General features: G+C 62.2%; 20 protein-coding genes. 14 read left to right on the plus strand and 6 right to left on the minus strand.

Annotated elements, in window-relative coordinates; genetic code table 11:
• Nucleotides 1-38: 38 nt before the first annotated feature.
• On the minus strand, nucleotides 39-938 hold the full coding sequence (locus tag QK296_RS24875) for a PA4780 family RIO1-like protein kinase (RefSeq protein WP_003188241.1): 900 nt from the start codon (nucleotides 936-938) through the stop codon (nucleotides 39-41).
• A gap of 134 nt (nucleotides 939-1072) precedes the next feature.
• Nucleotides 1073-2350: an acetyl-CoA C-acetyltransferase gene (locus QK296_RS24880; protein ID WP_034134630.1), complete on the minus strand. Its 1278-nt coding sequence runs from the start codon at nucleotides 2348-2350 to the stop codon at nucleotides 1073-1075.
• Nucleotides 2351-2463: 113 nt separating this feature from the next.
• On the opposite strand from QK296_RS24880, the gene QK296_RS24885 reads away from it, so the two are divergent.
• The 4 genes from QK296_RS24885 (at nucleotide 2464) to QK296_RS24900 (ending at nucleotide 8691) form a co-directional block, all read left to right on the plus strand.
• On the plus strand, nucleotides 2464-3816 hold the full coding sequence (locus QK296_RS24885) for a 3-oxoacyl-ACP reductase (protein WP_120247978.1): 1353 nt from the start codon (nucleotides 2464-2466) through the stop codon (nucleotides 3814-3816).
• A gap of 2 nt (nucleotides 3817-3818) precedes the next feature.
• Complete coding sequence (locus QK296_RS24890) at nucleotides 3819-4667, plus strand: MaoC/PaaZ C-terminal domain-containing protein (RefSeq protein WP_282391626.1); 849 nt, start codon at nucleotides 3819-3821, stop codon at nucleotides 4665-4667.
• A 301-nt stretch (nucleotides 4668-4968) separates the two neighbouring features.
• Nucleotides 4969-6822, plus strand: a complete 1854-nt coding sequence (locus tag QK296_RS24895) for a collagen-like triple helix repeat-containing protein (RefSeq protein ID WP_282391627.1) — start codon at nucleotides 4969-4971, stop codon at nucleotides 6820-6822.
• Nucleotides 6823-7008: 186 nt separating this feature from the next.
• On the plus strand, nucleotides 7009-8691 hold the full coding sequence (locus QK296_RS24900; RefSeq protein WP_282391628.1) for a POTRA domain-containing protein: 1683 nt from the start codon (nucleotides 7009-7011) through the stop codon (nucleotides 8689-8691).
• A gap of 203 nt (nucleotides 8692-8894) precedes the next feature.
• Here QK296_RS24900 and QK296_RS24905 read toward each other — a convergent pair whose 3' ends face one another.
• Nucleotides 8895-9299, minus strand: coding sequence for a response regulator (locus QK296_RS24905; RefSeq protein ID WP_282391629.1), 405 nt, complete (start codon nucleotides 9297-9299; stop codon nucleotides 8895-8897).
• 52 nt (nucleotides 9300-9351) lie between these two features.
• On the minus strand, nucleotides 9352-9546 hold the full coding sequence (locus QK296_RS24910; RefSeq protein WP_020302460.1) for a Flp family type IVb pilin: 195 nt from the start codon (nucleotides 9544-9546) through the stop codon (nucleotides 9352-9354).
• Between the two features lie 336 nt (nucleotides 9547-9882).
• Here QK296_RS24910 and cpaB point away from each other — a divergent pair, with 336 nt between their 5' ends.
• From cpaB to QK296_RS24950, 8 genes are read left to right on the plus strand one after another with little or no spacing between them, the layout of a single operon-like run.
• Nucleotides 9883-10827, plus strand: a complete 945-nt coding sequence (gene cpaB / locus QK296_RS24915; protein WP_212613807.1) for a Flp pilus assembly protein CpaB — start codon at nucleotides 9883-9885, stop codon at nucleotides 10825-10827.
• A gap of 19 nt (nucleotides 10828-10846) precedes the next feature.
• On the plus strand, nucleotides 10847-12052 hold the full coding sequence (locus QK296_RS24920) for a type II and III secretion system protein family protein (protein WP_003188229.1): 1206 nt from the start codon (nucleotides 10847-10849) through the stop codon (nucleotides 12050-12052).
• Nucleotides 12049-13242, plus strand: a complete 1194-nt coding sequence (locus QK296_RS24925) for a pilus assembly protein (RefSeq protein WP_034134625.1) — start codon at nucleotides 12049-12051, stop codon at nucleotides 13240-13242. Before QK296_RS24920 ends, QK296_RS24925 begins: the two co-directional genes overlap by 4 nt.
• Entirely contained in the window at nucleotides 13239-14510 is a 1272-nt protein-coding gene (locus tag QK296_RS24930) for a CpaF family protein (RefSeq protein ID WP_003188227.1), read from the plus strand. The genes QK296_RS24925 and QK296_RS24930 overlap by 4 nt, the downstream gene beginning before the upstream one ends.
• A gap of 9 nt (nucleotides 14511-14519) precedes the next feature.
• A complete protein-coding gene (locus tag QK296_RS24935) occupies nucleotides 14520-15401 on the plus strand; it encodes a type II secretion system F family protein (protein ID WP_282391630.1) in 882 nt (293 codons plus the stop codon).
• A 1-nt stretch (nucleotide 15402) separates the two neighbouring features.
• On the plus strand, nucleotides 15403-16290 hold the full coding sequence (locus tag QK296_RS24940) for a type II secretion system F family protein (protein ID WP_003188224.1): 888 nt from the start codon (nucleotides 15403-15405) through the stop codon (nucleotides 16288-16290).
• A 10-nt stretch (nucleotides 16291-16300) separates the two neighbouring features.
• Entirely contained in the window at nucleotides 16301-17026 is a 726-nt protein-coding gene (locus QK296_RS24945) for a tetratricopeptide repeat protein (RefSeq protein ID WP_282391633.1), read from the plus strand.
• Nucleotides 17027-17036: 10 nt separating this feature from the next.
• On the plus strand, nucleotides 17037-17306 hold the full coding sequence (locus tag QK296_RS24950) for a DUF3613 domain-containing protein (RefSeq protein WP_003188221.1): 270 nt from the start codon (nucleotides 17037-17039) through the stop codon (nucleotides 17304-17306).
• A gap of 47 nt (nucleotides 17307-17353) precedes the next feature.
• On the opposite strand, the gene QK296_RS24955 is transcribed toward QK296_RS24950, so the two are convergent.
• Together QK296_RS24955 and QK296_RS24960 are read right to left on the minus strand one after the other, a co-directional pair.
• A complete protein-coding gene (locus tag QK296_RS24955; protein WP_003188220.1) occupies nucleotides 17354-18139 on the minus strand; it encodes a response regulator transcription factor in 786 nt (261 codons plus the stop codon).
• Between the two features lie 71 nt (nucleotides 18140-18210).
• A complete protein-coding gene (locus QK296_RS24960) occupies nucleotides 18211-18714 on the minus strand; it encodes a prepilin peptidase (RefSeq protein ID WP_003188219.1) in 504 nt (167 codons plus the stop codon).
• A gap of 71 nt (nucleotides 18715-18785) precedes the next feature.
• On the opposite strand from QK296_RS24960, the gene QK296_RS24965 reads away from it, so the two are divergent.
• Nucleotides 18786-19223 carry a TadE family protein gene (locus tag QK296_RS24965; RefSeq protein ID WP_003188217.1) on the plus strand — a complete coding sequence of 146 codons (438 nt, stop codon included), beginning with the start codon at nucleotides 18786-18788 and terminating at the stop codon, nucleotides 19221-19223.
• On the plus strand, nucleotides 19220-21961 hold the full coding sequence (locus QK296_RS24970) for a PAS domain-containing sensor histidine kinase (RefSeq protein ID WP_094775228.1): 2742 nt from the start codon (nucleotides 19220-19222) through the stop codon (nucleotides 21959-21961). Before QK296_RS24965 ends, QK296_RS24970 begins: the two co-directional genes overlap by 4 nt.
• Nucleotides 21962-22046: the final 85 nt, after the last annotated feature.

The raw sequence follows: 22046 nt of genomic DNA on the forward strand, positions 1-22046 counted from the left end.
CCCACGCAGAGCGTGGGAACGATCAGCGCCGTTGTAAGTTACTGCATCCAAGGCGGTGGCGGTGGCTCGTCCGGTACTTTGCTCGGTGGCGCATCATCCGCTGCGCGAATCGCCTGGCGACGCTCTTCGTCCAGCCGCGCCGCTTCGATTTCGCGGATCACACCGCCCACATCCGCCAGTTCTTCCGGTTCGTCGAACTCACCGGTCAACACACTGGCCGGGTGCAAGGTGCCGGCTTCATACAGCGCCCACATTTCCTTGGCGTACTTGGTCTTCTTCAACTCCGGGGCAAAACGCCCGAAGTAGGAAGCCATGTTGCCGACGTCGCGCTCCAGCATGTTGAAGGCGTGGTTGTTGCCCGCCGCATCCACCGCCTGGGGCAGGTCGATGATCACCGGGCCCGTAGGCGTGAGCAGTACGTTGAACTCGGACAGGTCACCGTGCACCAGGCCGGTGCACAGCATCAGCACGATCTGGGAGATCAGGAAGGCGTGGTATTCGCGCGCCTGGTCCGGGTCCAGCACGACGTCATTCAGACGCGGCGCCGCATCGCCGTATTCGTCGGCCACCAGTTCCATCAACAGCACGCCTTCAAGAAAGTCGTACGGCTTGGGCACGCGAACGCCCGCACCGGCCAGGCGGAACAGCGCCGCCACTTCAGCGTTCTGCCAGGCATCTTCGGTTTCTTTCTTGCCGAACTTGGAGCCCTTGGCCATGGCTCGCGCCTGGCGGCTGTTACGGACCTTACGGCCTTCCTGGTATTCGGATGCCTGACGAAAACTTCGTTTATTCGCCTCCTTGTAAACCTTGGCGCAACGCAATTCATTGCCGCAGCGCACCACATAAACAGCTGCTTCTTTACCACTCATCAGAGGGCGCAGCACTTCGTCGACCAGACCGTCTTCGATCAGGGGTTCAATGCGTTTAGGAGTCTTCATCAGCTTTTATTGTGGGTCCTGTATTACCAAACACGCGTGTGGAACTCGTTATACGGCAATCGGCTCGCCGGGGGGAGAGGCTACTGACCTCTGACCCCTTGGGAATGCATTCAATGGGCCAATTTTATCGGCAATCAGCGTTCGATTATCGCCGTCACGCCTTGACCACCGGCGGCACAAATGGAAATCAGCCCACGGCCCTTGCCCGCCGCATCCAACAATTTAGCCAAGTTGGCGACGATCCGCCCACCGGTGGCGGCAAACGGGTGGCCCGCCGCCAGGGAACTGCCCTTGACGTTGAGCCGGCTGCGGTCGATCGACCCCAGCGGTGCGTCCAGGCACAGGCGGGTCTTGCAATAGTCGGCGTCTTCCCAGGCCTTGAGCGTGCACAGCACTTGGGCGGCGAAGGCTTCGTGGATTTCGTAGTAATCAAAGTCCTGCAAGGTCAGGCCGTTGCGCGCCAGCAAGCGTGGCACCGCATAAACCGGCGCCATCAACAGGCCCTCGGCGCCGTGGACAAAATCCACCGCCGCTGCTTCGCCATCACGCAGGTAAGCCAGGATTGGTAGCCCACGCTCCTTGGCCCACGCCTCGCTGCCCAGCAGCACCAGAGAGGCACCATCGGTCAGCGGTGTGGAGTTGCCCGCGGTGAGCGTGCCCTTTTCGCTGCGCTCGAAGGCCGGCTTGAGGCTGGCGAGTTTTTCCAGGGTCAGGTCGGGGCGCAGGTTGTTGTCGCGGGTGAGGCCGAGAAAGGGCGTAAGCAAATCGTTGTGCCAGCCTGCGGCGTAGGCCGCCGCCATCTTCTGATGGCTCTCCAACGCCAGTTGGTCCTGCTCGGCGCGGGGGATCTGCCAAGTCTGGGCCATCAGCTCGCAGTGCTGGCCCATGGACAAACCCGTGCGCGGTTCGCCGTTGCGCGGCAGCTCCGGCTTGAGGTGCTGGGGACGAAGTTGTAACAGAACCTTTAATTTGTCAGCCATGGATTTACTGCGGTTGGCTTTGAGCAGCAACTTGCGCAGCCCTTCATTCACACCAATCGGCGCGTCCGAGGTGGTGTCCACCCCGCCGGCAATGCCGCATTCGATCTGGCCCAGGGCAATTTTATTGGCCACCAGCAGCGCCGCCTCAAGCCCCGTGCCGCAGGCTTGCTGGATGTCGTACGCAGGGGTTTGCGGTGACAGGCGCGAACCGAGCACGCATTCACGCGTCAGGTTGAAATCACGGGAATGCTTGAGCACCGCGCCGGCGGCCACCTCGCCCATGCGCAGGCCGTGCAGGTTGTAGCGCTCGATCAGGCCCTCCAGCGCGGCAGTCAGCATCGCCTGGTTACTCGCCGTGGCGTAGGGGCCATTGGAACGGGCGAAAGGAATGCGGTTACCGCCAATGATCGCTACACGGCGCAATTGAGTCATGGAAAGCTCCCTTGTGGTAGTGGGTGGAATCATCAAGCCTAGCCTAGGCTCAATCGAACGACTGCCACCCCAGGGTGGTCAACCTTTGAACCCCAGCCTTCGGAGAGCGTTCCATGTCTGACCGTTATATCGACTTCGCCAACTCAAGCCTCGGCCATCGCCTGGTCGCCGCCATTGGCCTGCCGTCACCGGTACGCCTGGAACGCTGGCAAGCCGGACGCCTGCGCCCGGTCGAAGGCGCACTGCTGCTGGGCGGTGGCGCACTGGCGACCCAGGTGCTGGCGTTTGCCAACCGACTCACCGACGCCGTCTACAGCTACGGCGCCGAAGCCTCGACAGCGCCCGCGTGGATTCCAGGGCACGGCCCCAAGCTCAAGGCGGTGGTGTTCGACGCCAGCAGTTTGCAGCAAGCCGACCAGCTCAAGCAGCTGCGCGAATTCTTCCAACCACTGCTTAAAAACCTCGACCACAGTGCCCACTTGGTGATCCTTGGCCGGGCGCCGGAAAGCCTCAGCGATCCGTTCGCCGCCAGCGCCCAGCGCGCCCTGGAAGGGTTCAGCCGTTCCCTGGCCAAGGAGCTGCGCAGCGGTGGCGTGCTGCAGTTGCTCTACGTGGGCGACGGCGCTGAAGACCAGTTGGAAGGCGCGCTGCGGTTTTTCCTCTCGCCCAAGAGCGCTTACATCTCGGGCCAGGTCATTCGCCTGGCAGCTTGCGATACCCCGGTGCAAGACTGGACGCGCCCGCTGGCCGGGCGCAAGGCATTGGTTACCGGCGCCGCTCGAGGCATCGGTGCCTCCATCGCCGAAACCCTGGCCCGCGACGGCGCCGAGGTCATTCTGCTCGATGTGCCCCAGGCCAAGGCTGACCTCGAAGCCCTGGCCGCACGCCTGAATGCGCGCACGGTGGTGCTGGACATCTGCGCCGAAGATGCCGCACGCCAACTGATCGAACACCTGCCAGACGGGCTCGACATCCTGGTGCACAACGCCGGCATCACCCGCGACAAAACCCTGGCCAACATGACCCCGGAATACTGGGACGCAGTGCTGGCGGTCAACCTCAAGGCTGCGCAAGTGCTGACCAAGGCCCTGCTCGACAGCGGCACCCTGCAAAACAACGCACGGGTGGTGTTGCTGGCCTCCATCAGTGGCATCGCCGGCAACCGTGGGCAAACCAACTATGCCGCGAGCAAGGCCGGGCTCATCGGCCTGGCTCAAGCCTGGGCGCCGCTGCTCAAGGAACGTGGGATCAGCATTAACGCCGTCGCGCCTGGGTTTATCGAAACCCAGATGACCGCGCATATTCCCTTCGCCCTACGCGAGGCCGGGCGCCGCATGAGCTCCCTGGGCCAAGGTGGCTTGCCTCAGGATGTGGCCGAAGCCGTCGCCTGGCTGAGCCAGCCGGGTTCCGGTGCGGTCAGCGGCCAAGCGCTGCGGGTGTGTGGGCAAAGCCTGCTGGGAGCTTGAGCATGCAATGGCAAACCTTGGACAGCACCCCACCTCTACTGCCGCTGTATTGGCGTGCGGCGCTCAAGCGCAAGATCACCGGCAGCACACTGCCCGAACGTGGGTTGCGCTGCCGGATGAATGTCAATCCCGGCGCCGTTGCGGCGTACCGCAAGGTGTGCGGTTTTGCTGACAGCCCGATGCTGCCGGCGACTTATCCGCATATCCTCGCGTTCGGCCTGCAACTGCAATTGCTGACGGACAAGACGTTTCCGTTTCCACTGCTGGGGTTGATCCACCTGCGCAATCGCATCCGTATTCATCGGCCTCTAGGTGGAGTGGGTGACGTGAGTGTCGGCGTTTACGCACGCAATCTCAGCCCCCATCCCAAGGGGGCCACCTTTGACATCGTCACCGTTGTAGAGGATGCCCTTGGGCTCCTGTGGGAAGCCGAAAGCCAGATGTTATGTCGGGGCGTGAAGCTTGAAGGCGAAGCTGCGGACAGCGGATTGCAGACTCAGGGCACGCTCACCGAACTGACGCGCTGGAACGCGCCCACTGACATAGGCCGCCGCTACGCCCGCGTGTCCGGCGACTACAACCCCATCCACCTCAGTGCGCCAACCGCCAAGCTGTTCGGTTTTCCCCAGGCCATCGCCCACGGGTTGTGGAACAAGGCGCGCACCCTCGCGGCGCTGGCAGAACACTTGCCGGCCGCCAATATTGAAATTGACGTCGAGTTCATGAAGCCGGTGCGCCTGCCCAGTGAAGTGATATTGATGAGCAGCGCGGCCGGTTCCAGCGGGGCGTTGGAACTCAAAGGCGCTGGGGATATTCAACATATGCGGGGGAAGTGGCAGCCGATTGCCTGAAAACCCCTGATTAATTGTATATATACACCCTAAGTTATAGCGGACCTTACGAGGTCCGCCTTTATTTACAACGCTTTGATTTTAATCATATAAACATCCTGAAACATCCCTCCATTACACCTTTGGTATTAGTCATTAAGCCGACGATGGCCGGATGTATATAAATCGTTAATACCAAGTTGAGCATTGCGTGAAAGAGTGCACTGGCCTGAGATATCCACACGGACAAACCTATCGTTATCCAAAGAAATAACGAGGGTTTGAAACAACCAAGGTTGTACCAGGTGCAAGGAACTCAATCATGAAAACTCAAGTCGTGTTTTGGAAAGCAAGTACCGCGCTGGCCCTCGTTCTGGCAATGAGCCTGGGCGGCTGCAGCAGCGGTGGTGGCGGGCATAAATCCAGCGTGGCGGCGTCATCGCCGGATGCGGGTGCAGGTGCCGGAGGCGGTACAGGTGGAGGTACTGGTGGCGGTGATGGCGGTACAGGCGGTGGCACTGGCGGCGGTGACGGCGGTACGGGCGGTGGTACCGGTGGCGGCACTGGCGGCGGCGACGGCGGTACGGGCGGTGGCACCGGCGGCGGTGACGGCGGTACTGGTGGCGGCACTGGCGGTGGTACTGGCGGTGGTACTGGCGGCGGTACTGGCGGCGGTACTGGCGGCGGTACTGGCGGCGGTACTGGCGGCGGCACCGGCGGAGGCACTGGCGGCGGTACTGGTGGCGGCACCGGCGGAGGCACTGGTGGCGGCACCGGCGGAGGCACTGGTGGCGGCACTGGTGGCGGCACCGGCGGAGGCACTGGCGGCGGCACTGGCGGCGGCACCGGTGGCGGAACAGGTTCGACAACCACCCCACTGGTCACCGGCCAAATCGCCGGCACCCTTGGCACCACAGTCGGCAATGTCGGTACAGCGGTCGGTAACCTGGGTTCGACGCTGAATGGCGTACCGATCGTCGGCGCAACCGCTGGCGGCCTGGTCACCTCGGCAGGCACTGCTGTTAACAGCATCGGCACTGGTGTGACCACCGGCTTGGGCTCACTGGGCACCAACAGCAACTCCCTCGGCACGACAGTGGCAGGCGTAGGTAATGGCGTGGCGGACCTGGGCGGCGGCCTCTCGACCACCGGCCAATCGCTGTCAACCACTCTGGGCGGCATACCTGTGGTCGGCGGCGTGACAGGTGGCGTGGGCACAGCGGTAGGTGGCGTCGTGGATAAAGTCGGCACCACCGTTACCATGCTCGGCGACACCCTGAGCACGGCCAGCACCACCGGCCCGCTGGGTTCGTTGACCAACACCTTGGGCAGCAAAGTCGTGGTGCCTGTGGTGTCGCTGGTGGAAAACACCACCGGCAACCTGGGCAACGCAACCGGCCTGGGCGCTCCACTCAATGGCGTACTGGATAAAGTCGGTTCGGCTGTCACTGGCCTGGGTACTCAAGTCGCCAGCACTGGCGGCACCGGCAACCCAGTCACCGGTATTGTCGGCACCGTGCTCACTGGCGTCGGTGGCACACTGGATAAATCGGGCGGTTATGTGGCCCCAACCGGTGGCACCTCGGCTCCCGGTATTCCAGAGCTGGTGGGTGGCCTGGTGGCTAACGTAGGTACCGGCCTGAACGTGGGCAACACCAACGGCACCGTCAGTGCAGCGGGTGTGACCGGTGGTGCAGTCGGCGGCACCGTTGCCTCGCTGGGCACTGTGCTGGGTGGCACAGGTGTAGCAAACACCGCAGCTACCGCACCGGTCGCCACCGTAGCCGCCAATGTCGGCGCAGCGCTCAACCCTGTGACCAGCGGCGTCACCAACCTGACGCAAACCATCGGCACGACTACCGGTGTGGGAGCTCCGGTGAATGGTTTGGTCACTCAAGTCGGCGGCGCTGTGAGCAGCGTGGGCACTAACTTGACGGCAGCCAATGCCAACCCGATCACCAACGCGGTGGGCACCACCGTCACAGCGGTCGGCGGCACCGTCGCCTCGGTGGGTGGCCTGGTAACCGGCGGCACCACTGGCGGCACCAGCGGTGGCTTGCTCGGCGGCCTGAATATCGGCACTACCGCCACAACAACCGGCACGGCCACAACCACAGGCGGCACTACAGCCACAGGCGGTCTGGGCGGTCTGTTGAACGGCCTGACCGGCAAATAGAAATGCACCTGGCCGATTAGACGGCCTCCCCTACAGCGCCTACGCTTGGTTGAGACGAGAGACCTTTAATAAGTCTCTCGTCTTTTTTATGGGCGGCGACACGTTTTATCAATCGCCGCCCTCCCGAACCGAGTCCCAGAACCCGGCGGGCCCGAAGCGCTGCTGCAGTTGACCATGGAGTGTCCTATGCGCGTGTTGACGCCGTTGTTATTGCTCACCCTCAGTGCCTACGCCCAGGCCGAGACCCTTCCCAGCTTTCTTAACAGCAACGACACTGTCCGCACCCTGCCGGTGCCCAACCTGCCCGCTGATGCCTACCGACCACCCACGTCGAAAACCCAGGTACCTGAAGCGCCGCCGACTGCCGGCCAACCGCTGTTGATGGACACCAAGGTCACTATTCGAAAGTTGCAGATCGAAGGCGGAACGATCTACCCGCTCGCCGAGACGGCAAAGGTGTATGCGCCGTTGATTGGACGGGAAACCAACCTCGCCCAACTGATTGAAGCGACCCGTGGCATCACCCGCCGTTATCAGGAGGATGGCTACCTGCTGTCCTACGCGTTCCTGCCGCAACAGAACTTCGAAAACGGCCTGGTCCGCGTGGTACTGGTGGAGGGCTACATCAAGGACTATCAACAAACCGGCGACATCGGTTCGGTGTCGGCCTACGTCGATAAGCTCGCGCAGAAGCTCCTGGCTGAGCGCCCGCTGACCCGCAAGACGTTCGAGCGCTACACCACGCTGATGAGCCGCATCCCCGGCCTCAGCGTACAGGCGCAAGTACCGCCACCGGGCACCACCGATGGCGCCACGCACATGCAGATCCAGGCCAGCCGCAAACCTTTCACTACCAGCATGAGCCTGGTGCAAAAAAGCCGTGGCGGCACGCAAGCGTTGCTGAGCGCTACCAGCAATTCCCAGACGTCCATGGGCGAACAGCTCAGCGTCAGCGGCCTGTTCCCGCCCGGCGAGGACAAAGAACATTACTACCGCGTGGACTACAACCAGTTCATCAACGCCGAGGGCACCCAACTGGCACTCGCCGCCGAACGCTATCGCGCCGACCCCAACAGCAGCGTACAACTGGACGGCGGTTTCGAACTCAAGCCGCACCAGTCCATCGACCGTTACTCCATTGGCCTGAGCCACCCGTTCATTGCCTCCCCCACCGAGTCACTCACCCTGGGTACGCGCCTGTACGCCGTCGACCAGACCACGCGCTACAAACTGGTGGGTTTCCCGCTGAGTTTCGACATCGAATCCAACCTGCGTGCCCTGGCCTTCGAAGGCGATTGGCGCAAAGCCGACGCGCAACGCCTGCGCATCATCAGTGGTGGCCTGTACCAGGGCATCGACGGTCTGGGCGCCAAGGCCCGCAGTGACCTGGGCGTGGCCAAACCCGACCTCGACTTCTTCCGCCTGCGCCTTTCCGGCGTGCAAAGCGACAAGTTCTTCGACAACTGGCAAGGCGTGCTCTCCGGTGCGCTGTACTGGAGCGACAACACCCTGCCCGACAGCGAACGCGTGACCTTCGGCGGGCAGAATTTCGGCCGTGGCTACCCGGACGACCAAGGCTCGGGCGACAAAGGCTGGGGGGTGGCGTACGAGGTCAACTACAGCTTCAACCGCACCGGCAACTGGGTGAAGATCCTGCAACCCTACGTAGTAGTCGACCGCGCCAAATCCTGGTTCAACGACCTGCCAGTCAAGGCTAACGACATGTCCTCGGCGGCGGTGGGTCTACGCTTTGGCGACAAGAAGTACTACAACATCGCGCTGGAGGCGGCCAAACCAATGTCGGATATCGCCCTGGACAGCTTCAACCGCAGGCCGCGGTATACGCTGAGTTTCAGTTATCAACTGTGAAGCTGTTGCGTGGGAGCTTATGTGGGAGCTGGCTTGCCTGCGATGACGGCCGGACAATCGACGACAAAGTGCCTGGCACCCCACGAGCCAAATGTGGGAGCGGGCTTGCTCGCGAAGGCGGTGTGTCAGTCAATGAATCTTTAACTGAACCACCGCTATCGCAGGCAAGCCAGCTCCCACATTTAATAAGCGGTGCCGGTCCGTTACCGACCAGGTGTAGAGAGGGGAAACAGGTTGTTGAGGGTATCGAGCAAGCGCACCAGGTAGATAGGCTTGCGAAACAGGTCCAGCACCTGCAAACGCAGCATATCGCTGACATCGTCCATTTCTGCATGGCCAGACATCACGATCACAGGCAAATGCGAGCGTGAGGTATGTTCGCGCAGGCGCTTGATCAAGGAGATACCGCTTTCCTCAGGCATGCGCAGATCGGTGATGACCAGGGCGATATCGGGGTTAAGTGTCAATTCTTGCAAAGCGAAGGTGACGGAGGTCGCGGTAAAACAGACGAATCCCTCGTTTTCGAGGGATTCGGCCAACTCGACCAGCGCATCCTCCTCGTCATCCACCAATAGGATTTGTTGGCGGGATGACGAAAGGTGGGTCATGGGCGGTACCTGATAAAATAATTACCGGAACAATAACCTGTAGCAATGACTATTACGCGGCTGGCAGCGCATCAGACACTTGCTGAAAAATGGCTTTTATTTTATCGCCAAGCCCACCACCAAAGCTGATGATACCTAATGCAACTATCGCCACAATAATCACATATTCAATGGCCGACGCCCCGTCTCTACGGCGCAGGAATAACTGAGCGTGAATGTAAAATTTCAAGAACAGGTCAAGGATCATAGGAGATCTCCCTCATGCGCCACAAAGCGCCGATACAGCTGGCCCACACAATGATTGCCGTGTGCCACTAGAGCATTGTCAACAAATTTAACACTCACAACTGTAAGAACGAATTAATCACAAAGTATTAGTCACCCCGCCAGCCCCACAAATCCGTTATTTACAGCCCCCGCTGTAACCGCGCAGATAAATTTTTCATTCAGTAATGGCAATTTGTCCTAGCTGGGCTACCTTCAAATAGCCAAATCGTTAGTTGTTCATCACAGCCCAGTTGCGAATTTAACTCGTTTGGATAAACGGGAATAAAAGCAGTGCAACAGGATAGGGAGCGCCGTCATGAACAGTCGTATCAGCATGGTCCTGGCTGGCTTGCTGCTTATCGGAGCCCTGGTTGCAGGGTATTGGGGCCTGGTGCTGAGTCGTCCACCGGCACCCTCCGTAGCGCCCTCGCCAGAACCTGTCATTTCCGTTGAAAAAACCGTTGCCGTCGTGGAAGACCAAACCCGCCAGCCGGTCGTGGTGCTGGTGCATGCGGTTGCGCCTTTTGTGCCCCTCACGGCTGCCGATGTCGCCGTGGAAAAACTGCGCACCGTGCCGGCTGGCAGCCTGACCAGCGTTGACCAGGCCATCGGCCGCACGCCCTTGCGGGCCCTGGGTGCCGGCACCTGGCTCAATGATGAGAGCTTCACCGCCGGCGGCCCCCTGGCCCGCATGATTCGTACAAACGAACGAGCGCTGGCCGTCGCCGTCGATGAGGTCATCGGTGCCGGTGGCCAGTTGAGCCCCGGCGATTACGTGGATGTCTTGCTGTTCTTGCGCCAGGACAATGCCAATGCCGAGCAGTCGGCGCAGGTGGTCATCCCGGCAATTCGCCTGCTCAGCGTCGGTGATCAGTTGGGCTTGGCCAACGACGGCACCCCGGCCGTACCGCCACCCGCCACCGCCGAAGAACGCGCCCAGGCTGCCCAACGCCGCACTGCCGCGCGCAGTGTGGTGCTGGCGGTGCCCGAACCCTTGCTGAGCCGGCTGATGCTCGCCTCCCAAGCCGGCACGCTGCGCCTGGCCGTGCGCAGTGCCGACGAACAACTGCTCAGCCGCTACTGGGCCGGCGAAAGCGACACCCCGGACAAGGTGCAAAGCGCCAACCGCGACCTCTACCAATTCACCCAATTGGCCCTCAGCGGCCCGCCAAAAAAAATCACCCCCGCGGTGGCCGACACCGGCCAGCGTCGGGGCGTCGAAGTGATTCGCGGCGCGGCGGCGGCACAACCTACCCCCTGATTGAACAAGGATGCCTTGAATGAGCCAACGCTACGCTCAATTGGCCTTGGCCTTGATGCTGCCGTGCCTGCCCCTGGGCATGGCGATGGGCGCATCGGGCAGCTGTAACGCCCTGGGCCAGTTGCCCGCCGTGATCGAGGTGGGCGAAGGCTTGCAAACCGAGCTGCAATCGCCGGTAGCGATTACGCGCCTGGCCATCGGCGACCCAAAAATCGCCGACGTGCGGGTCAACGGCGACCGCCACTTTCTGCTCACCGGTGTCGGCAGCGGTGCCACCAGCCTGATGGTGTGGACAGGCTGCTCGACCACCCCGCGCCAGAGCATGGTGTTCGTCAAAGGCAAGGCCACCTCGGCGCTGACCAGCCAATCGCTGTCGCCCTCCGAAGACCCGACGCTGCCCAGCCAGGTGCAGACCGATATCCGCTTCGTCGAAGTCAGCCGAACCAAGCTCAAGGAGGCCAGCACCAAGATCCTCGGCATGGGCAACAATTTCTTCCTCGGCAGCCCGAGCTTGCTATCCCCTTCAGAGGGCATCTTCAAATTGCCGGTGAGCGCCGAAAACTTCAACATCGGGTTTGGCGGTGGCCGAGTCAAGGCACTGATCAACGCCCTGGAAAGCAGCGGCTTCGCCTATACCCTGGCACGCCCGAGCCTGGTGGCCATGAGCGGCCAGAGCGCGACCTTCCTGGCCGGCGGCGAAGTGCCGATTCCGGTGCCCAGTGCCGGCAGCGATACCATCACCATCGAGTACAAGGAATTCGGCATTCGCCTGACGCTGACGCCGACGGTCATCGACCACAACCGCATCGCCTTGAAAGTCGCCCCGGAAGTCAGCGAGCTGGATTACAACAACGCGATCCGGATCCAGGGCATCCAGGTACCCGCCCTGACCGTCCGGCGCACCGACACCAGCGTGTCGTTAGCCGACGGTGAAAGCTTCGTGATCAGCGGCCTGATCAGCAGCACCAACCGCTCCACGATCGCCAAGCTGCCAGGCCTGGGCGACATCCCGATCATTGGTGCTTTCTTCCGCGACTCCACTATAAACAGCGAAGAAAAAGAACTGCTGATGATCGTCACGCCGCATCTGGTACAGCCACTGGCCGCCAATGCGCAGTTGCCGTCGCTGCCCGGCGAGAAACTGCGCACCTACGACCCGAATTGGTTCCGCCTGTTCTTCCTGGAAAACGGCAACTTCGACCGTCGCAGTGGACTTTCCCAATGAGCGATAGCCTGAGCCAGACCTTCCTGGCAATCACCCGCAACAGCACCGACCTGGAATGGCTCCAGGGCGCGCTGGCGCCCCTTGGCCAAGTGATCAGCGTGGGCGGCGGCAGCCTCGATGAATTGCTGGCACTGGTGGACGTGACCTTCGCCAACCTGGTGTTCGTAGGCCTGGACCGTGAACACCTGGTGGCCCAGAGTGCCTTGATCGAAGGCGCCCTGGAAGCCAAGCCGATGTTGGCAGTAGTGGCCTTGGGCGACGGCATGGACAACCAGCTTGTCTTGAATGCCATGCGTGCCGGCGCCCGGGATTTTGTCGCCTATGGCTCGCGCTCCAGCGAAGTGGCCGGGCTGGTGCGACGCCTGAGCAAGCGCTTGCCGCCCACGGCGCCGAACGCCCATCTCGGCGGCCTCACCGTGCTCTACGGCGCCCAGGGCAACACCGATGGCGCCCTGCTGGCGAGCCACCTGGCGATGGTGGTGCAAAAGAGTGGCCAGCAGACGCTGATGCTCGACCTCGGCCTGCCCAGGGGCGACAGCCTGGCGCTGCTGGGCCTGGACAGCACCTTCAATTTCGGCGACGCCTTGCGCCACCTGCGCCGCCTGGACGCCACCCTGATCAACAGCGCGTTCACCAGCACCGACGATGGCCTGCGCATCCTCGCCTACGCCGCCAGCGATGAGCCCCTGGAAATAACCAGCGCCGCCGAGCTGTACATGTTGCTCAGCGCCTTGCGCCAGCACTTCCAGCACATCGTGGTCAACCTCACCGGGCAAGCGGACAGCGAAGCCCTGCGCACCTTTGTCAGCCACTGCGACAAGTTGCTGTGGTGCACCGACCAGGGCGTGCTCGACTGTCGGCGTAACCTGGCGGTGCTGAACCTGTGGCGCGAAAAAGGCATGAAGCTCGACCATGCCAAGCTGCTCGTCGATCGCTACATCAAAGGCTGTGCCCCCGACACCGAAGCCCTGGAAAAAAGCTTCGGCCTGGAGTGCATCGCCGTGCTGCCCCTGAGCCCCGAAGTGCGCCTGAACGCCAAAAACCAGGGGCAAAGCCTGTTCACCCTGGCCCCACGCGAAGCTTTGACCCAAGCCCTGCGCCACCTGGGCGAGCGCCTGGCCAAACGCACCGAAGGCTTGGATAAACCTTCGACACGCTGGTTCGAACGCCTGCTGGGGACGAGTCGATGAACAGCGAAAAACTCTTCGGCGCCCCGGCCCGTGGGGCAGCCGCGCACAACGACCACGATGGCCTGAAACTGGTGCTGCATCGTTACATCATCGATGCCATCGAAGAATCCGGCCAGAACCTGCTGGAAGGCTCGCGCCAATCCCTGGCGCAATTTGTCATCGACAAAGTGGCCGAGTACATCACGCGCATGCACCTGGCGATCTCGCGTTATGAGATGGAGCGTCTGGCTGAGGAAATCGTCGATGAGCTGACCGGATTCGGCCCGCTGGAAGTGCTGCTGCGCGATGTGTCGATCACCGAGATCCTGGTCAACGGCCCGCACCGGGTGTTTATCGAGCGTGACGGGGTGCTCCACCAGAGCGACCTGCGTTTTATCGATGCGCACCATGTAGAACGTGTAATGCAGCGCATTCTCGCGCCCCTCGGAAGGCGCCTGGATGAGTCGTCGCCGATGGTCGATGCGCGCTTGCCCGATGGCAGCCGGGTCAATGCGATCATCCCGCCAATTGCCCTGGACGGCCCCTGCCTGTCGATCCGTAAGTTTCGCAAGGACATGCTCAAGAGCAGCGACCTGGTGGCGATGCAAACCATCGACCACAACATCTTCGAGTTCTTCCAGGAGGCGGTGGGCAAACGCTGCAATATCCTCATCAGTGGCGGCACCGGCACCGGCAAGACCACGCTGCTCAATATCCTCAGCCAATTGATCAACCCCCACGAACGCCTGGTCACCATCGAAGACGTGGCCGAGTTGCAACTGGGCCACCCCCATGTGGTGCGCCTGGAAACCCGCCCGCCCAATGCCGAGGGGCATGGCGAGGTCAAGGCCAGCGACCTGATCCGCAACGCCCTGCGGATGCGCCCGGACCGCATCATCCTTGGCGAGATCCGTGGCGTCGAAGTGCTCGACGTGATGACCGCCATGAACACCGGCCATGACGGTTCCATGAGCACCGTGCACGCCAACAATGCCCAGGACGCGCTGCTGCGCCTGGAAACCCTGGTGGGCCTGACCGGCCGTGTGGTGGCGGAGAAAACCCTGCGGCAGATGATCTGCGCTGCACTGGATGTGGTGATTCAACTGACGCGCCTGCCCGATGGGCGCCGTTGCGTCAGCGAGGTGGTGGAAGTGGTTGGCGTGCGCGACGACGTGTATGTCACCAACACCCTGTTCCGCCTCGACCGCCGTACCGGTTTTGGCTTCCTGCGCGAAGCGCTCAACCCGGCCGGCGACAAGCTGCGGCGTGAATCGGCATTGCCGTTGTAGAGAGGGCTCATGACCGGACTTGTCTTGCTGCTCATTTGCGTCCTGCTGATCAGCCTGTCCGTCTGGCTGTTCCAGCGAGGGCTGCGCCAGGCCGGTACCGATCGGGTGTTGGAGCGCCTCTCCGATGGCCAGCCGGTAGCCCAGGAGCCGAACGGCAGCTGGGTCGCGCTGGAGCGCATGTTCCAGCGCGCCGGCCTGGGCAAGCCCACCGATCGCCTGGGGTTGTGGCTGAGTACCTGGGCGGTGGGCATGTTGCTGGGTTACTTGCTGGCCGGCGGGCTGGGCCTGTTGGTGATGCTGATCATGCCGCCGCTGCTGCTGCGTGTGTTTATCGCCTGGCGCTACCAACGGCGAGTGCAGCGCATGATCGAACAATTACCCCAACTACTGGACCACAGCGTGCGCAGCCTCAAGTCCGGGCGCACCCTGGCAGACGCCGTGCTGGGTGCGATCGACAGCACCGAAGCGCCGCTCAAACAGGCCATGAGCCGCATCCAGCGTAACGTGCAAATGGGCGTGAGCCTGCCGGAGTCGGTCAGCGACTTTGCCGAGTTTTACGAGCGCGATGAGTTCCGCCTGTTTGCCCTGGGCCTGAAGGTCAACCACCGCTACGGCGGCAACGCCAGCGAGCTGCTGGAAAACCTGATCAAGATGATCCGCGAGCGCGAACAGGGTGCACGCCAACTCAAGGCCATGACCGGCGAAACGCGCATGACCGCGTACGTCTTGGCAGGCTTGCCCATCGCCATGGTCGGCTACTTTTTGATGGTCAACCCGGGCTACCTGATGAGCATGTGGAATGACGGAACCGGGCAATACCTGCTGCTGGCCGCGGCGGCGCTCGACATCACGGGCACCTTCGTCATGTGGCGCATGTTGCGGAGTATTTGAGATGGCCATCCTGATCTGCATCCTGTTGTCGCTCGCCGCCGTCGCCTTGATCGTCGGCAACCTGCTGGAGCAACGGCGCCGTCAACGCCTGGTCAGCCAACGCCTGCAAGGCCAACTGACCCGCGAGGACAAACTCGGCAGCCTGATGCGCCAATTGGGCGCCAGCGCCGTGGCCCAGCGCTCGGTCAGCCTGGACAACGAAACCCAGACCCTGCTCAACCGCGTCGGCTGGCGCAAAGCCAACCAGCGCTCCATGTTCGCCGCCTTCCAGATCGGCGTGCCCATCGTGCTGCTGGGCTTGACCCTGCTCGGCCAGCAACTGCTGTTTCCTCACGCCGGCTCGCCCTGGATTGCCCCGGCAATTGCCCTGGGCATCGGTTACCTGCTGCCCAAGCGCATCCTGGCCCTCAGCGCGAAATACCGCCAGGAGCGTATCGCGCGGGAAATTTCCACGTTCATTCCGTTACTGCGCATCCTGTTCGAATCCGGCATGGCAGTTGAACAATCGCTGCGGGTGTTGAGCACCGAAGCCCAGCGCTTGCTCCCCGACCTGACCCATGAACTGCGCCTGATCCTGGTAAGGGTCGACTCCGGCCTGGAGCTGTCCGAAGAGTTGGGCAAGACCGCACGCCTGCTGGCCGTGGATGAATTCACCGACACCTGCATCATCCTTCAGCAGTTGATCCACCAGGGCGGCGGCGCGATGAAATCCTTGCTGGCCCTCAAGCAGTTGCTCGACGACCGCCGCCTGACCCGCCTGCAGGAATACATCTCGAAGATGTCCGCAAAGATGTCCGTGGTGATGATGGTGTTCCTGTTTCCCGCCTTGCTGATCGTGCTCGGGGGGCCGGCGATGATCGCCATCTCCCGAGCCTTGAATAACTTTTGAGGAGCCTGCCATGAAACCACTGATCGTCGCCTTGAGCCTGCTGATACTGGGCGGTTGTGCCAGCAATGGCCAGGTTCCGTGGGCCGGGTTGCTGGCACCGGGCAGTTGCCCCAAGCCCAGCGCCGACCAGGAGCTGTCGTTGAACCTGGCCGATGACATGGCCAACGAAGGCAAACTGCACGCCAGCCTCGCCAACCTGCAGAACCTGCCCAGCGCCCTGCCCCAGGTTCGTCAACGCCAAGCCCGCGCCTATCGCTTGCTGGGCCGCCCAGACGCCGAGCCGTTGTACCGCAGCCTGCTGGGCACTTGCCTGGCCGCCGACGGTGAGCACGGCCTGGGGCAACTGGCGTCGGCCAGGGGCGACAACGGCCAGGCCATGGCTCACCTGCAGCGTGCGGCACGGCTGGCGCCCACCGACGAAAAAATCCGCAATGACCTGGGCGTGGTGTACCTCGACCAACGGCGCCTGGAAGACGCACGCTTTGAATTCATGACCGCCATCGAGCTCAAGCAGAGCGATCAACTGGCGGCGGTGAACCTGGTGACTTTGCTGATCTACCAAGACAACTGGGAGCAAGCCGCGAAAGTGGTCGGCCAACTCGGGTTGAGCCCCGAGCAGGTGACCCAGGCCCAGGCACGCGCGCAACACCTCAAGGACGCTGGCACGGCACCGCAGCGTCCAGTCAAGGATCAGGTAGCGGCGGTCAGCGACACGCTGCCGGCCTCTGTGAAATAGGGAGTCAATGATGAAATTCCACCACCTCGCCGGCCTTGCCTGCCTGGCCCTGCCGCTCCTCGCTTCGGCCATCGAAGCAGGGCCTTCTTCACCCCGGCAGGCAGAAACGGAAAACTGGATGGCGCTGCAACTGAGCGGGCGCGCCGCCTCGGCCAATCCGCAAAAAACAACGCCGGCAGAACGCGAGCAGGCGCTCAAGCGCTGGCTGGACAGCAACAAGCATCCAATCCCGGAGTTTTTTGATCAGAAAGTAGGCGGGACTGCGCAGGGCAGCAAATAAAATCCCCCCTGTAGGAGCGAGCAAGCTCGCTCCTACAGGGGGCGGTGCTAGTGCGCCGTTACTCGCTGGCGCATCGCCGAGTTGTTCGGTGACAACGCCAGCGCCAACTGCGTGCGGTTGTGCATATGGGTCAGGCGTAATACCTGGGACACATACAGCTTGACCGTGTTCTCGGTAATCCCCAGCTCACAGGCAATCTGGTAGTTGGTCTGGCCCTTGCCCACCAGGCGGGCCACATCCAACTGGCGCGGTGACAGTTGATTGAAGATCGCCGGGATCTCCACCGGCCCGGCTTCATCGGCCGATGGGTCCCCGTCATGGTCCTGGGGCGTCGGGTTGCGGCGCACCTTGTCCAAGTCCATATACAAGTCGTTGATGGATTCGGACAGGTACTGCAACTTCTGGTTGAGCGTGCCCAACTGCAGGTCTTTCTGCCGCTCCTCCAATGCCGCTTCCTGGCGCTTGAGGCCCTCGAGCAATTCATCGAGGTTGATCGGCTTCTGGTAGTAATCGGCGATACCTGCACGCAGGGCCTTGATCACATCCTGCTTGTCAGCGCGACCGGTAAGCATGATCGCTTCGAACGCGCGATGCTTGCCGGCGATCCGTTGCAGCGCCTGCACCAGCTCGATGCCGTCCATGTCCGGCATATGCAGGTCACACAGCACTAAACCGATCTGAAGGTCTTCCTTGAAACGCTGGACAGCTTGCTCACTGGACTCACACGGGACACAACGGTACCCGCTGCTTTCAAGAAATTCACAGAGCTCCTCTACGATTAAGGGTTGATCGTCGACTACGAGCACTTTTACTGCGGACGTAAGCTTGTTCACGCGCTACTCCATGCCTGGCAAGCCAAATGATGACCTATCCTTTCTGACGAAAATTCCTACACAACTCCTGATTAAACGTAGACGTACTTTCCGACTATGTACATAGCATTAATCAACTCGCGCGACTGATGGATCCAAAACCAGCTGCCGGCAAAACCTGTCAAAACGAAGGGCGCAAAAGGCTGTTTTGTTGACGCGGGCCCTGCCCGCTTAACGCGGTTTGAGCTAAGCCCTTGATGCATAAGTGTCCAGGCCACCATAGCGATGCCCGCACCGATCAGCGACCCCAGCAGGTACTCGATATTGGAGGCCAGCCCCAGGGCGGCGAGCAACTTCACATCCCCTGCGCCAAAGCGGCCCAACGCATAGCCCGGCAAGGTCAGCACCAGCGCCAAAGCCAGGGCCAGGCCGCCCTCGCTGCGGGGCGCGCCCAGCCACGTCGACCCCGCCCACAGCAGGTAGATCAACGCCAACAGCCCGACGCCCAGGGTCAGCGTATTGGCAATTTGGCGCTGGCGAATATCCTGCACGGCACATACGCCCAACCACAGCACAATCACTAGCGTCTGGATCACGTAAAAAACATCCCTTTTGGCTGAATGATTCTATGCTGATATCAAGTACTCGCCTCAGGGTAGACGCAGTCATGAAATCGAGCCTCCCGAGAAAGCAAAAAGGTGCTGCGGCGATCGAGTTTGCCTTGGTCTTCGTGATTTTCTTTGCGGTGTTCTACGGCATGCTCAGCTACAGCTTGCCGCTGCTGTTGATGCAGTCATTTCACCAAGCGGCCGCCGAAGGGGTACGCCGCAGTGTGTCCCTGGACCCCAGCACCGCCGGCTATTCGGCCCTGGTTGTGCAACGCGCCAAGGATGCAGCCCAGGCCCAGTTGAACTGGATCCCAGGCTCATTGAAGTTCTTGCCCGGCTATATCACCGCCACCTACACCAATAATTTGCTGACGGTGAAGATCACCTACCCCTCGGCCAATATCAAAGCGGTCTTGCCGGCCCTGGTGTTGCCTGGGGTGGGTACCGTACCCAACCTGCCCACCAACCTCACTGCCACCTCGAGCCTTCAGTTTTGACGACAGGGGATAAATTGTTCGCACGCCTGCGCGGGCTTACCAGCGCCCTGGCTCTGGACGCGCCAACGACGCCCGCGCCGGGCCTGCAAGTGCAACTGGACAACCTGGGCCGGGTGCTGAGCATCACGGGCGCCTTGAGGCCTTTGCTTGCCCAGCATCTTGCCAACGTGCCCAACCCACCCTTGCAGGCCTTGCTGTGTGCCGACAGCGCGCTGAGTGTCGAGGGCACACCGCAGGAGTGGCAACGACACGGCCTGGATCTGGACTTCCAGGGCGCCGCCGGCCAGGTCCTGCATACCCGCGGCTGGATCAAGCCAGAGGGCGACGCCTGGGCCCTGCACCTGCTGGACATCACTGACCTGCTGGCTGACCGGGCACGGGTGCAGCAACGCGAACAGAACCACCAACTCGCCGCCCTGATGAGCGAACAGCTGCGCGTGTGCAGCCTCAACCGCTTGCCTCAGGTGTTCAGCGAACACCTGCGCAGCGTGGCCCAGCGCTGGCGCATCCCCTGCGTCGCCATGGCACTGCTCGACGAAGATGACCAGGGCTGGCGCATCTACAGCCAATACACCGCCCACGACGCCCCGGCCTTATGGCAAACCGGGCAGCACCTGGGCACCAGCCTGGACAGCATCAACGGCAACACGCCACTGAGCCTGGACGTTGCCCAGGGCCGCAGCGACAACCCGCGCTTGCACAGTGTATTTGGCAATGCCGACGGTTTCCTGGTGCCGTACCGCGACAGCCATGGCGCCGCCGCGTGGCTGCTGTGTGGTTTCTATAACGGCCAGGCATACCACACCGGCGAGCGTGACTGGCTGAACCTGTGCGCAGCACTCGCCGCGCCGCTGCTGGGCCGCCTGCGCGAACAGCGTCACCACCAGCAACTGGAACGGGTAGAAGCCCTGCAAGGCCTGCTCGGCACTGGCTGGTGGGAACTGTTGCCCGCTACCCAGGAGATCCAGCTGGCGCCGCAACTATTGCGCAACCTGAGCCTGGAGGAAGGCCCCACCCGCCAGCCCCTCGGCACTTGGCTCGAACTCATCCACCCCGCCGACCGCCAGGCCCTCAACAGCCGCCTGCAAGACCTGCAGGCCCTGGGCAAGCCACTGCTGACCAGCGTGCGCCTGCAACGCACCGAGTCCGAGCAGTCGCCCCTGTGGTACCGCATACAAGGCCAAGTGCTGGGCGCCGGCAATGAACGGCGCTGGATCGGCTTCATGCTCGACATCAGCGACATCCAGAACCAGCAACTGCAAGCCGCCGCCGCCCATGCGCGCCTGGACAACCTGATCGCCAGCTCACCGGCCGTCATCTACGTGCAGCGCTACGTCAACGGCGCGCTGCACCCGGCGTTTTTCAGCGCCAGCCTGTTGCCGCTGCTGGGCTGGACCTTGGCCGATTGCAACCACGACACCCTGGCAGCGCTGATCCACCCCGACGACCGTGAACACTACTTCGAACGCACCCGCCAACTGCTGCGCGAAGGCAACGTGCGCAGCCGCTACCGCCTGCGCGACAAACAAGGCAACTACCATTGGCTGCTCGACGAAGCCAAGCTGCTGCGCGACGACCTCGGCCTGCCGGTGGAAGCCGTAGGCCTGTGGCTGGACGTCACCGAGGCGACCCTGGCCGCCGAGCAGGTGCGCCAGAGCGAGGAGCGCTACCGCATCCTGGTGGAAGACTCACCCGCGATGATCTGCCGCTACCGCCCCGACCTGATCCTCACCTTCGGCAACACGCCGCTGGCCAATTACCTGGAATGCCGGCCCGAACAATTGCCAGGCATCAACCTGGGCCAGTGGCTGTCGGATGAACAACGCGCCGCCTTTGTGCAGCGCATCCAGCAACTGACCCCGGAATTCCCGGTGAGCACCGCGGAAATCAGCCTGCAACTGCCGGGGCGCGAACATGCCTGGTGGGTGTGGTCGGACCGCGGCGTCTTCGATGAACAAGGCGCCCTGATCGAAGTGCAAGCCGTGGGCCGCGACAACACCGAAGTGCGCCGCTCCCAGCAACAACTGACCCAAAGCGCAAAAATGGCCACCCTCGGCGAAATGGCCACCGGCCTGGCCCATGAGATCAACCAGCCGCTGAACGTGATGCGCATGGCCATCGCCAATGTGCTCAAGCGCCTGGGCAATGGCGATGTGCAAATCGACTACCTCACGGAAAAACTGCAACGTATCGACGCCCAGGTACAACGCGCCGCACGAGTGGTCGACCACATGCGCGTCTTCGGCCGCCGCTCGGAAATCGAGCAGCAACCCTTCGACCCCGCGCAAGCACTGGAGGGCACCCTCTCCCTGCTCAGCGAAGGCCTGCGCGGCAAAGGCGTGGACGTGCGCATCAGCCCTACCGACTTCTCGGTACAGGTCAAAGGCTATGTCGACCAACTAGAACAAGTACTGATCAACCTGATGGTCAACGCCCGCGACGCCCTGCTCAGCCAACGAGAAAAAGACCCTGCCCTGCGCCCCTGGATTGCCCTGCATAGCGAGCACGACAGCCGCCATGTACGCATCTGGGTCGAAGACAACGCCGGCGGGATAGACCCGCGCTTGCTGGAGCGGATTTTCGAGCCGTTCTTTACCACCAAACCGATAGGCGTGGGCACCGGGCTGGGCCTCTCGGTGAGCTATGGGATTGTGGAAAACATGGGCGGACGCCTGAGCGTTACCAACAGCGAGGCCGGCGCGAAATTCTGCATCGAACTCCCCATCGCGCAGAACTAATTCAACGCTAACCACGATGCGAAGCGAGCTGCTCTTGATCTTGCTCTTGATCTGCTTTTGATCTTAGGCGCCCCGTCAAACCACG

Source organism: Pseudomonas sp. AL10 (genome assembly GCF_029960685.1).
Lineage (GTDB): Bacteria > Pseudomonadota > Gammaproteobacteria > Pseudomonadales > Pseudomonadaceae > Aquipseudomonas > Aquipseudomonas lactis.

What these genes read in the sequence shown, in the direction of transcription:
- QK296_RS24895 (WP_282391627.1), top strand. Translation starts at nt 4,969, where the DNA reads ATGAAAACTCAAGTCGTGTTTTGGAAAGCAAGTACCGCGCTGGCCCTC.
- QK296_RS24925 (WP_034134625.1), top strand. Translation starts at nt 12,049, where the DNA reads ATGAGCGATAGCCTGAGCCAGACCTTCCTGGCAATCACCCGCAACAGC.
- QK296_RS24945 (WP_282391633.1), top strand. Translation starts at nt 16,301, where the DNA reads ATGAAACCACTGATCGTCGCCTTGAGCCTGCTGATACTGGGCGGTTGT.
- QK296_RS24920 (WP_003188229.1), top strand. Translation starts at nt 10,847, where the DNA reads ATGAGCCAACGCTACGCTCAATTGGCCTTGGCCTTGATGCTGCCGTGC.
- QK296_RS24880 (WP_034134630.1), bottom strand. Translation starts at nt 2,350, where the DNA reads ATGACTCAATTGCGCCGTGTAGCGATCATTGGCGGTAACCGCATTCCT.
- QK296_RS24900 (WP_282391628.1), top strand. Translation starts at nt 7,009, where the DNA reads ATGCGCGTGTTGACGCCGTTGTTATTGCTCACCCTCAGTGCCTACGCC.
- QK296_RS24950 (WP_003188221.1), top strand. Translation starts at nt 17,037, where the DNA reads ATGAAATTCCACCACCTCGCCGGCCTTGCCTGCCTGGCCCTGCCGCTC.
- cpaB (WP_212613807.1), top strand. Translation starts at nt 9,883, where the DNA reads ATGAACAGTCGTATCAGCATGGTCCTGGCTGGCTTGCTGCTTATCGGA.
- QK296_RS24930 (WP_003188227.1), top strand. Translation starts at nt 13,239, where the DNA reads ATGAACAGCGAAAAACTCTTCGGCGCCCCGGCCCGTGGGGCAGCCGCG.
- QK296_RS24935 (WP_282391630.1), top strand. Translation starts at nt 14,520, where the DNA reads ATGACCGGACTTGTCTTGCTGCTCATTTGCGTCCTGCTGATCAGCCTG.
- QK296_RS24905 (WP_282391629.1), bottom strand. Translation starts at nt 9,299, where the DNA reads ATGACCCACCTTTCGTCATCCCGCCAACAAATCCTATTGGTGGATGAC.
- QK296_RS24940 (WP_003188224.1), top strand. Translation starts at nt 15,403, where the DNA reads ATGGCCATCCTGATCTGCATCCTGTTGTCGCTCGCCGCCGTCGCCTTG.
- QK296_RS24910 (WP_020302460.1), bottom strand. Translation starts at nt 9,546, where the DNA reads ATGATCCTTGACCTGTTCTTGAAATTTTACATTCACGCTCAGTTATTC.
- QK296_RS24885 (WP_120247978.1), top strand. Translation starts at nt 2,464, where the DNA reads ATGTCTGACCGTTATATCGACTTCGCCAACTCAAGCCTCGGCCATCGC.
- QK296_RS24875 (WP_003188241.1), bottom strand. Translation starts at nt 938, where the DNA reads ATGAAGACTCCTAAACGCATTGAACCCCTGATCGAAGACGGTCTGGTC.
- QK296_RS24890 (WP_282391626.1), top strand. Translation starts at nt 3,819, where the DNA reads ATGCAATGGCAAACCTTGGACAGCACCCCACCTCTACTGCCGCTGTAT.
- QK296_RS24965 (WP_003188217.1), top strand. Translation starts at nt 18,786, where the DNA reads ATGAAATCGAGCCTCCCGAGAAAGCAAAAAGGTGCTGCGGCGATCGAG.